At 33.7% G+C, this 9,440-nt stretch carries 20 protein-coding genes; 14 read left to right on the plus strand and 6 right to left on the minus strand.

The features are described 5' to 3' along the window. Window positions 1-604: 604 nt before the first annotated feature. The 7 genes from SIB75_RS05130 (at window position 605) to SIB75_RS05160 (ending at window position 2,513) form a co-directional block, all read left to right on the plus strand. Window positions 605-775 carry a non-structural protein (NS2)-like protein gene (locus SIB75_RS05130; protein WP_269613092.1) on the plus strand — a complete coding sequence of 57 codons (171 nt, stop codon included), beginning with the start codon at window positions 605-607 and terminating at the stop codon, window positions 773-775. 7 nt (window positions 776-782) lie between these two features. Then, window positions 783-1,514 (plus strand): type 1 glutamine amidotransferase, encoded by a 732-nt coding sequence (locus tag SIB75_RS05135; protein WP_413684526.1) that lies wholly within the window; start codon window positions 783-785, stop codon window positions 1,512-1,514. A gap of 34 nt (window positions 1,515-1,548) precedes the next feature. Next, window positions 1,549-1,749, plus strand: coding sequence for a hypothetical protein (locus SIB75_RS05140; RefSeq protein WP_413684527.1), 201 nt, complete (start codon window positions 1,549-1,551; stop codon window positions 1,747-1,749). Between the two features lie 132 nt (window positions 1,750-1,881). After that, window positions 1,882-2,088, plus strand: a complete 207-nt coding sequence (locus tag SIB75_RS05145; protein WP_413390745.1) for a high light inducible protein — start codon at window positions 1,882-1,884, stop codon at window positions 2,086-2,088. Window positions 2,089-2,122: 34 nt separating this feature from the next. Beyond that, window positions 2,123-2,242, plus strand: coding sequence for a high light inducible protein (locus SIB75_RS05150; protein ID WP_011294968.1), 120 nt, complete (start codon window positions 2,123-2,125; stop codon window positions 2,240-2,242). Further along, entirely contained in the window at window positions 2,242-2,388 is a 147-nt protein-coding gene (locus SIB75_RS05155) for a high light inducible protein (protein ID WP_413390875.1), read from the plus strand. Before SIB75_RS05150 ends, SIB75_RS05155 begins: the two co-directional genes overlap by 1 nt. Continuing rightward, window positions 2,388-2,513 (plus strand): chlorophyll a/b-binding protein, encoded by a 126-nt coding sequence (locus SIB75_RS05160; protein WP_011294605.1) that lies wholly within the window; start codon window positions 2,388-2,390, stop codon window positions 2,511-2,513. Before SIB75_RS05155 ends, SIB75_RS05160 begins: the two co-directional genes overlap by 1 nt. Window positions 2,514-2,663: 150 nt before the next feature. Here SIB75_RS05160 and SIB75_RS05165 read toward each other — a convergent pair whose 3' ends face one another. The 3 genes from SIB75_RS05165 to SIB75_RS05175 all read right to left on the minus strand — a co-directional run bounded on the left by SIB75_RS05165 (window position 2,664) and on the right by SIB75_RS05175 (window position 3,705). Next, the gene (locus SIB75_RS05165; protein WP_269610539.1) at window positions 2,664-2,840 is read right to left on the minus strand and encodes a hypothetical protein; all 177 of its coding nucleotides are present in this window, start codon (window positions 2,838-2,840) and stop codon (window positions 2,664-2,666) included. 113 nt (window positions 2,841-2,953) lie between these two features. After that, the gene (locus SIB75_RS05170; protein ID WP_158466735.1) at window positions 2,954-3,346 is read right to left on the minus strand and encodes a DUF3804 family protein; all 393 of its coding nucleotides are present in this window, start codon (window positions 3,344-3,346) and stop codon (window positions 2,954-2,956) included. Window positions 3,347-3,489: 143 nt separating this feature from the next. Further along, on the minus strand, window positions 3,490-3,705 hold the full coding sequence (locus SIB75_RS05175) for a hypothetical protein (protein WP_413684529.1): 216 nt from the start codon (window positions 3,703-3,705) through the stop codon (window positions 3,490-3,492). A 432-nt stretch (window positions 3,706-4,137) separates the two neighbouring features. On the opposite strand from SIB75_RS05175, the gene purT reads away from it, so the two are divergent. Beyond that, window positions 4,138-5,301, plus strand: coding sequence for a formate-dependent phosphoribosylglycinamide formyltransferase (purT, locus tag SIB75_RS05180; RefSeq protein WP_413684530.1), 1,164 nt, complete (start codon window positions 4,138-4,140; stop codon window positions 5,299-5,301). Continuing rightward, the gene (locus tag SIB75_RS05185; protein ID WP_269613083.1) at window positions 5,294-5,551 is read left to right on the plus strand and encodes a hypothetical protein; all 258 of its coding nucleotides are present in this window, start codon (window positions 5,294-5,296) and stop codon (window positions 5,549-5,551) included. The genes purT and SIB75_RS05185 overlap by 8 nt, the downstream gene beginning before the upstream one ends. Window positions 5,552-5,644: 93 nt before the next feature. On the opposite strand, the gene SIB75_RS05190 is transcribed toward SIB75_RS05185, so the two are convergent. Then, window positions 5,645-5,875: a hypothetical protein gene (locus SIB75_RS05190; RefSeq protein ID WP_413684532.1), complete on the minus strand. Its 231-nt coding sequence runs from the start codon at window positions 5,873-5,875 to the stop codon at window positions 5,645-5,647. A 301-nt stretch (window positions 5,876-6,176) separates the two neighbouring features. Here SIB75_RS05190 and SIB75_RS05195 point away from each other — a divergent pair, with 301 nt between their 5' ends. From SIB75_RS05195 to SIB75_RS05215, 5 genes are all read left to right on the plus strand, one after another. Continuing rightward, window positions 6,177-6,347, plus strand: a complete 171-nt coding sequence (locus tag SIB75_RS05195) for a DUF4278 domain-containing protein (protein WP_413684533.1) — start codon at window positions 6,177-6,179, stop codon at window positions 6,345-6,347. Between the two features lie 720 nt (window positions 6,348-7,067). Beyond that, window positions 7,068-7,337 carry a hypothetical protein gene (locus SIB75_RS05200; RefSeq protein ID WP_413684535.1) on the plus strand — a complete coding sequence of 90 codons (270 nt, stop codon included), beginning with the start codon at window positions 7,068-7,070 and terminating at the stop codon, window positions 7,335-7,337. Between the two features lie 151 nt (window positions 7,338-7,488). After that, window positions 7,489-8,040 (plus strand): nitroreductase family protein, encoded by a 552-nt coding sequence (locus SIB75_RS05205; RefSeq protein WP_413684537.1) that lies wholly within the window; start codon window positions 7,489-7,491, stop codon window positions 8,038-8,040. Window positions 8,041-8,300: 260 nt separating this feature from the next. After that, on the plus strand, window positions 8,301-8,633 hold the full coding sequence (locus tag SIB75_RS05210) for a DUF1499 domain-containing protein (RefSeq protein ID WP_413684538.1): 333 nt from the start codon (window positions 8,301-8,303) through the stop codon (window positions 8,631-8,633). Between the two features lie 79 nt (window positions 8,634-8,712). Next, on the plus strand, window positions 8,713-8,862 hold the full coding sequence (locus tag SIB75_RS05215) for a hypothetical protein (RefSeq protein ID WP_187152583.1): 150 nt from the start codon (window positions 8,713-8,715) through the stop codon (window positions 8,860-8,862). A 20-nt stretch (window positions 8,863-8,882) separates the two neighbouring features. On the opposite strand, the gene SIB75_RS05220 is transcribed toward SIB75_RS05215, so the two are convergent. Beyond that, on the minus strand, window positions 8,883-9,179 hold the full coding sequence (locus tag SIB75_RS05220) for a DUF3764 family protein (RefSeq protein WP_413684540.1): 297 nt from the start codon (window positions 9,177-9,179) through the stop codon (window positions 8,883-8,885). Between the two features lie 28 nt (window positions 9,180-9,207). Next, on the minus strand, window positions 9,208-9,369 hold the full coding sequence (locus SIB75_RS05225; protein ID WP_413684541.1) for a hypothetical protein: 162 nt from the start codon (window positions 9,367-9,369) through the stop codon (window positions 9,208-9,210). Window positions 9,370-9,440: the final 71 nt, after the last annotated feature.

Consider the following 9,440-nt stretch of genomic DNA (forward strand, 5'->3'; position numbering starts at 1 on the left):
TTCTTGAAAGAAAGAAAAAAGCTACTCAAGAAGAAATATCTTAAGGGACTTGTTGAAAAACAACCAAACCAGCTTTGACTTGAATGGGTGGTATTTATTCCTATGTCGTATTAGTCTAGGTATATGACATATTATGCAAAGCCAAATTATATTCAATACGATGAGTGGTTTGATGACAACATTGATCCGTGCGAATTAGAGTATGAGAAGGAAAAAAATTTTAGTGATTCTGTTCACGAGAAATTTTATAAAATGTCAAATCATAATTTAATTATCGGTGGATCGGAGTCCGTTGCAGATTTAAATAAATCTGAAAGATGCTCAGGTGGTTTTTGCTCATTAACAGATGATGAACTCAAGCAGCTTTAATCAAATGTAAATTAAGAAAAATATGAATTTGAATGATCATTTTTTTATCTATTTAGAAGCGCTTACTTTTTTTCTTTTGTCTACAATGTTTCTCCTTTTGTATAAAAGCAATAAATGGTTCCAACGTTCTAGAGCTTTATCTAAAAAAGATGATTGAATTATCTATATGAAATATCTACTATTATTTACTGTCTTTTTGTGCCTAAGCACTCCTTCTGGAGCAGTTACAACCCGAATGTTTAAAGTTCTAGATACTTGTGCAAGATATAGGTTGAAAGAGAAAACTGCTTTAGTCGCAATAAAAGACCTTAAACTCAAATATGAGGGTAAAGATGAAAGTGAGGCAGAGCTGTTTATCAAGTTGTATTGCTCGGTTTTTACGCCAAATGAAAATGTAGACTTTTAAATTATTTATGAGTCGTTTACTTGTTCTTCAGCATTTAGAACGCGAGAGACCCGGATTGTTTGTCAACCTTGCTGAGGAAAGAGGATTTAGTGTTTGTACTTTTCGTTTGGATCTAGGAGACTCTCTACCAGAACTTAGGAATGGAGATTTACTTTTGGTGTTGGGTGGACCTATGGGTATAAGAGACATTGGTACTTCAACTTATCCATGGCTTGTTGAAGAAATTGGTCTAATAAAAGAAGCCTTAAATCAAGGCGTTGGGTTGATAGGAGTATGCTTGGGTGCTCAACTTTTAGCCTATGCAGCTGGTGGTGATGTTGAAATGATTCAGGACGAGGTATCCCATCAACCATTAGCTGAAATTGGGTGGGACAATATCTTTCTTCAATCACTAGAGTATAACTTTAAATTGACAAGACTTTTAAGACATCCTTTCCCTGTTTTGCATTGGCATGGAGATAGAATTTTATTGCCTAATTCTGCAGAGCTTATCGCTAGTAGTTGTAGATGTAAGGAGCAATTATTTAGTATTGGTCCATTAGCTTATGGGATGCAATTTCATGTTGAGATTGACGATGAGATGGTTAATACGTGGATTTCAGAAGATCATAAATTTATTTCTTCAGCATTAGGGGCAGACGGTCAATCCATTTTAAAACAACAACAAAAAGAATTTGGTCATAAAACATTAGATTCTAGATTAGAGTTTTTAAATACTTTATTTGACCTATTAATCTAAGTAAGATTTTTAGCCGCTTAAAATATTTACTAAAATGATTGATGACTTCACACTTGCGCAGTGCAGAAAAGATAGGGAGGTTCTTCAATTAAAAATTAAAAATCTTGAGCATGGTATTAATGAAGCCGAAAAAATGATTGCTGAGTCAAATATGAATGATGAGGCATTAACTTTTTTAAGAAGGAAAGTCGCAGAATCTAATCAGGATTTAGCAATTCTGTCTTTAATTAACTAAGTAATCTTCATTTGAATTTTTTGTTGAAAATCGACTTTAAGATCTTCATAAAGTGAGTAAGCCGTACCCGACCGTATCTTTCATTTAGAAAATTCATACTTTACATTCATTCACATCAACGCAATTCCAGTAATGACAAGTTCATCTTCTTCTCAGGTAATTACTGAGTACGGCAAGCAAAACATCTTTGGCCGTGAGACACAGCCTCAGCTTGTAGAGGACTACACCAGCTATCCAGAGGAAGCAGAAAAGACCAATGGACGTTGGGCAATGATCGGCATGATCAGCCTTTTGGTTTCATACTTCACAACAGGTCAAATCATTCCTGGAATTTTCTAAATCAATAACTACTAATAAGTAACTACTAAAAACAATGCAACCATCTAACAAAACAATTCTAGAAAGAAGCATCGGCAGACCAGCCATGATGGCATTCGTTCTACTAACAGGTATCTACCTAACAACCGGTCAACTTATCCCAGGTGTCGTTTAATGAAAAACCAAACTACAGAAACTCCAAGAGTAGAAGAAGGCAAAGTCATTGCTGAAAGACTCAATGGTCTCGCTGCATCTGTTGGCTGCTTAGCTCTTATTGGCGCATATCTAACAACCGGTCAAATCATTCCAGGTTTCGTGTAATGAACAAAGAAACTAACTACTGGAAAACAGCCGAGCAAATGAATGGCCGCCTAGCGATGATGGGTTTCTTTGCAGCTGTGATTAACTACGGAATAACAGGCTGGATCATTCCAGGAATTGTTTAATTCTGATTCTTAAAATCTAATAAAAAAAGCCTCTTCTCTGTCATTACCGATGAGGCTTTTTTTAATGGTTTTTTGTTTGATTAGCGTGTGATTAACCCAATGTAAATTAATTCAGTAATATTGATGATTATCAACTGGATGTAATTATTACTATTTGATTCTTGTATCTAGGATCAATATATCTTCTACTTTGCAACTACCATTAAGCCATTCTCTAAACTCTTGAGCAATTGCTAGTCTTTCCCTTTTAGGTAGCTTTTGGGCTCTAATTAAGAGCAATGTCATTGAATCTGCAATCAGCTCTTCAATATTTGGCTTTTCTTGCATTTACGACTATCACTGTTTCTCTTTTAAATTATCTATCTTGTTCAATGATTACTTCAGACGTAAGGATATAAATAGAATTTACGAATAGTTAACCATTAAGAAGGAAATATAAATTAGTCGTTCCACAAAGTCATATCTGACTGGCCTGAAGATCTTTGCATCCACGCTACTTTCCATTTCTCATCAATCTTTTTAAAAATAGAAGTTACTGTAGGGAGGTCATCATTTTGAGTCCCTTTATAAGTAAATTTTGAACCTAGGGTGAAAACGCACATTGCAGCATTTGAACCTAAGAGTTCAAATTTGTGCACCTTTGTGACTTCTGCGCTTTGTAACACAAGATCTCCAGAGGACCACATCTCTTGAAAACCTTTCGCATCAATGGGATTTCCGCTTGGTCTTATAAATAAAAAGTCGGGGGTTGCATTGTCTAAAAAGAATGATCCCATTCTCTCTGTTGAGGCAAAGGCTTCTAGGATGGACAGGATTTCTTCTTTAGAAGACATTGATCAATTAAAAACAATAAACTAGGATTACAGATCTGCTCAATATTGGATGTTTTCTTTGCCATCTTTTCTTGTTGCGCTGACAATATGATCCAACACTTTCTATGGAGAAATACTAAAATAATTGATTTTAACAAGAAAATTTAGGCAGCTTGTTCCGATAAGTTATTTGCGAAAAGAGATATAATTTCTCCTTTGGGTGTTTTATAAACTCTCTCTACAATTTCGCCTTCAGTAACGATTACTTTAGTATTCATTGAACCTGAGGGCAATGTCTTAGTAGCTGGTACTAGAGCTTCTTTTAAATCTGGGAACTGATCCAAATCCTTGAAGTCTTTGATTTTTTTCTTGGCAACCATTCCAATAAATATGTCGAAGTTATTATTTCCTTTTAACTAACTTTTCTCCACTCGTAAAGAGCTTGTATAGCTAATCAGGTCTTTATAGGTCTAACGAGAAAAATTAGATATAGTTTTTGGATTAGGAAATGCTTTTATAGCTTATTTTCAAAAGGGTTGTACCTAATGTCCAAAATTAATACCATTTCAGTACTAAAAAGTAGTTATCCAAAAATTACTCGTTGTGGTTGAAATTTCATTCTTCTATCTTATTGAGTCGAAAAACAATTGCGAATGATCAATTGATTTTATCCATCAACAACAAACGCTCTGTTGTACTAAGAATAATTTTTTCCTTTAAGTGCCTCTGTTAATTTCTACTTCTTTTTTTTATTATTGATTCTGTTTAAGAGATATTATATTAATTTATATTTTTGACCTATAGATATGATTATGAACGTTTTTCCAAAGAAAATAATGCTTTTAGGTAGTGGAGAATTAGGGAAAGAGGTTGCAATAGCAGCAAAAAGATTAGGTTGTAATGTTATTGCTTGTGATAGATATAATGATGCACCAGCCATGCAGATAGCTGATCAATTTGTAGTATTAAATATGAATAATGCTAGTGAATTAAAAGAAGTGATATATAAATGTAATCCTGATATAATTATTCCTGAAATTGAAGCTCTTGCAGTAGATGTATTAAAGGAAATCGAACAAAAGATAACAGTAATACCAAATGCAAGAGCTACTGCAATAACAATGAATAGAGATAAAATTAGAGATTTAGCTGCTAACGAATTAAATATAAGAACTGCAAAATTTAGTTATGCGATGAATCAATCTGAGCTTGATTTGCATGCAGAGGCGATTGGTTATCCTTTACTAATTAAACCAGTTATGAGTTCTTCGGGTAAAGGACAAAGCTTAGTTAATCATAAAAATGATTTGGCCCAGGCTTGGCATTTGGCTATTGAAAAATCAAGAGGTAAATCAAATAAAATTATATTAGAAGAATTTATAGATTTTGATTTAGAAATTACTTTATTAACTATTAGACAATTTAATGGTAAAACATTATTTTGTGCACCGATAGGACACGAGCAAAAGAATGGAGATTATCAATGTAGTTGGCAACCTGCTACATTAACTGAAAGTGTTTTAGATAAGGCTCAAAAGATAGCCAAATGTGTCACTGACAATCTTGGTGGAGTTGGTTTGTTTGGCGTTGAATTTTTTATTAAAGGTGAGGAGGTGATTTTTTCAGAGCTGTCACCAAGACCACATGACACAGGCTTAGTAACTTTGATTAGCCAAAATTTAAATGAGTTTGAATTACACCTTAGAGCTGTTTTAGGTATCCCAATTCCAGAAATAGTTTGTCATGAAGCTTCTGCGAGCAGAGTGATTTTGGCTTCCCGGACAACTTCAAACATAGCTTTTACGGGACTTGAGGATGCCTTAAGTCAATCGAATACAGGTGTATTTATATTTGGCAAGCCGAGCTCTACTGAAGGTCGTCGAATGGGAGTAGCTGTAGCAAATGCAGAAACCATCGATGAGGCAAAAATCAAAGCTGATAAAGCAGCTCAATCAATCCAATTCATAAATGAATAATTTTAATTCAGATTGTTTATCTGATTTCATTAAGTGCAAGTCGATTTGGTTTTTATTTTTGACAGAGTTAAATTGGAATCCAAGCGCAATTAACCCTCTTGAGTTGGTCCCTGAATCTTTTTGGCCTGAAGTTACGGATCTCTTGATTGAAGCTAGATATATTGGTCAAAGCAGGAATTATTACCTCAAAGAGTCTGATAAATATATGGATTATTTAAGTAAAGGTGGTAGGCCTTTTAAAGCGGATTGAAAAACATACATACTCTATTAATTCCTTACCAACTTCCTGTAGCCTCATAATTGTTAACATCTTTGTAACTGGCCTTGCCTAACAAAAACTAAATTACAATAGATTTATGGGGATAGAGGACCCAAAACTTCGTTTATTCATGCTGCTTTTGATCAATTTAATAGTGATAGTAGTTTTTAGAAACTGGGTATTAAATAACGAGGCTTTTGTGTGGTTACTTAATGGTTTACCTTCTTGAAGTGTTATGAAAGCATTTGATTCAATTTTTCTAAATATTGCTTCATCTGGGTTTAAGTCGTTAATTACTTTTACAATTTTTGCCATATTAGGATTCTTTTTTTGTTCTTTAATGACTTTTGTAATAAGAGGGAAAAGGTGGATGGTTGGTTTAGTTTAGAAAGAAAAAGAAGAGGATAACTAATTAACTTTCTAAGTGATTTAAGGGCGCTTTATAGTAAGAAATGCAACTATTTCGGTTAATACTACATAATTCACTGTTTTATGTATCACAAGGAACATCGTTTAAAGATAATTTCTGTTATTTTTGATACACGTTCAGCTAGATTTCAAGCTGCAGTAAGACTCGAGACATGGAACGGGGTCTTGAGCACTACGAGAAAGAGCAATGACTGTTCTTACTTACAGAGGCAAAGAGTACCTTCAACATAAAGAAGCTACTCCAAAAAAAGTTGTAGAACTTAGTTACAGAAGTAACATCTACACATCTAGGCAGGCAGAAGCTAAAAAGCAGATGCAAGCATCCTTAACTTACAGAGGTAATACATACCAAAAGTAATTTAAAGGAGATCTAAAAGGGGCATATATTGCCTCTTTTTTTTATGCTTATTTGCCCCATAAATATCTAGCTGAATAATAGTTTTTCTTCTATGTATTTTTGCTTGAGTTCTATTACTCTGGTTTTATGGGTGGCATCCGATGTAGAAATAATAATGACTCCGAAATAATCACAATGATTACTCAACAGTCATGGCCTAGTTGCAAGCTGCCTAAAACTCAAAAGGCACTTGAAGCTATTTATTCAATGCTCTGGAAAAGACCAAAGGTGTTTAGATGGTATTACAGGTCAAACTAATAGCTTTATTCAAGGGAAACCGAACACGCAAATCACTTAAAAGTTGTTGAAAATAATAATAAATCCTTTATTAATTAATGCAAAGATTATTTAAATCTAACAGTAGTGTATTGGCCTTGTTCATTTTTTTACCTATTACACCAAGTATTGCAGCTATTACTGTTTTTACACAGTCAGTTTTAAATGACAGACGTACTGAGGTAACGTCTATTTCCTATCATGAACAGCGAGTGATTGATGCTACTAGATATTAATGACTATTTTGCAGTTTGAGCAACCAGTAAAACTTATTATATGAATTTATTCATTGCTCATTAAAGCTTTATTTAAAGTCTTATTAAGTTTATCTCTACCTTAGTTTAAATACTCTTTACGTCATGAGATCAGTAGGTTACAAGTCATAAGTAACAGCTTTCTCAAAGTATGGTTTTAACGAAAAAGTTTAAGGCCTTTGATGACGCAATCTTAGATCTACATCCTGAGTTAAAAAAGGTTCTTAAACCTAATGATCACTATCCAGAGCTAGAAATTCTTCTAAAAAAAAGATCTGTAAATCTACCTTCTGGTTCCTTGAATACGAGGGTTATTATCAATAATGGAGAAATTGTCGAACGCGTATTCAAGACACCCATGGGCCAAGTCGTCTCGTTATTTTCAAAACCATCAAATGTAATTCTTGACAAAGTTGCTTAAAAAGTGATTTTCAACTAATCATGTTTTTTTAGATGTGAGATTCAAGCTGGAGATGATTTAAACGCCTTTTATTTATACAGGTCTCTAAACTAAACTTTTGTAAAATTTTCACTATAGCTAATAGTGTAGTTAATAACGTCAAGAAAAAATCATGGAAATAGCTGAAGCAATTAAAAAACGAAGGACCATTCATATCTTTTCCAAAAAAAGTGTTCCTAGCGAAGTAATTCAAAAATCAATAGTTGCAGCTAATCAGGCACCCTGCCACAGAAGGACCTTCCCATGGCGTTTTACCAACATTGGGATAAAAAAAAGGGAACTTCTATATCAATTACAGCTGACTCTGAAGTTTGGTGATAAGTCAATAGATGAATCTAGTTTAAAAAAAATAAAGGAAAAAATGCTTAACCCTTCCCATTTGCTTATTGCCACTCAAGTATGTACTGATAATCAAGCTCAAAGACTCGAAGATTATGCTGCTTGTGCTTGCGCGATTCAAAACCTGTCGCTTTCACTTGTCTCCGATGATGTTGCTTGCAAGTGGTCAACAGGAAAAATCACTAAAGACCCTAATACCTATCAAATCGCACAAATAAATTCAAGTGAGGAGAAAATTATTGGTTTTATTTGGATTGGATATGGAAATGAGCCGCCTTTAATCAATAGACCTTTAATTAGTACTATCTATAGAGAGAGGGATTAACCTTTTTTAACTCAAAGAAGAGAGATAATGAAACTGATAAGGAAGTGTTGAGGCCACACTGAAAACAATCATCATCATCCCTGTTTTATCTAATCGTGTCATGCTCAAAAATTGTTTTTACAAATTTAATCGAAGGATAGTTTTTGCACTGGCATTTTAGGTAGGGAGAACTAGACATCACTTAGTAATAAATTTCTGAGAAACAAGACCAAATGGGGGATAAACTTTTCTCATGATCAATATGTGAACTCACAGAAAATATGCCAGATCCTAAATCAGGTCTTAGTCCCTGTTTAAATCCGCTTAATTGCGTTTTTTTTCAAAAAGAATTTGATGATGTTGACAAGACCTTTGAGCAACTTATTAGGATTGCCCAGGAAATTCCTAGAACCAAAGTTTTAGAGGTTAATGATAAATATTGGAAAGGGGTTTGTCGTAGTTTGATTTTCAGATTTCCAGACGACTTGGAGATTTTAAAAATCGATAAGAAGATTCAAATCAAATCTGCATCAAGATATGGTGGTGGCGATCTTGGAGTTAATGGAACTAGAGTTGGAAGATTGTTAACTGCTTTAGAAAAATCAAATAGTTAGCCACCAAACTCTCATAAAACAATCAATATGTTGTCGTTGGGAAAAATGCTAGTTATTTTTAAATAGCTGTATAAATAAAATGAACAGAGCACAAAAATATTTTTTACATCTTCCAAAGGGGACTCATTTTGAAAAAATCATTGATACAGAATATGGGAAAGAGAATATATATGTAAGCCCAGACGGTAAAAAACATTCAATACCTATGATTCCAGATACAATTACTTGACGAACTTCAACACGTAAAAATTAGCAGTTAGGACAATTGTTTATCCATCTTGTGATTTTGGTTTCTTCATAAATATGACCAGAGGCCTCAACAATAGGCTTTGTTTCCGGACTGATGAAAATGTTATATAAAACATTCTCTGGTCCTTCAAACATAACAGTTGCTCTTTTAGAGTCTCCTATACATTCACCGATATAAAAAGTTTTAATACCCATTTCTTTAAACATCGCCTGCTGCTCTGGGGCATTCATATGAGTGCAATACTCTGAAAAAGTATTACTAAGCTTGAAGTCTAAAACAGTGATTTCAGTTGCCATGGAAAGGGTTAGTGAATATTAGAGGATGTTATTTAGTTTTTTTATTGACACCGTTAGCGTTTTCGATGTCTTGTAAAAGCCCTTTTGTGGCTTGATGAAAACCATTTTTCACTAAAAACAATTGTGCTTCATCAAATTTCTGTTGAATTTTTTTTATGTACGGAGTCATCTCATTTGGAGATAAAGACATTTTTTTTTTAATACTCTTTTTAAATTTTGCTTTTTATACAAAATGATATGAAGTTGCAACTGCTACTAAAA

This window comes from Prochlorococcus sp. MIT 1011, assembly GCF_047305235.1.
Classification (GTDB): domain Bacteria; phylum Cyanobacteriota; class Cyanobacteriia; order PCC-6307; family Cyanobiaceae; genus Prochlorococcus_B.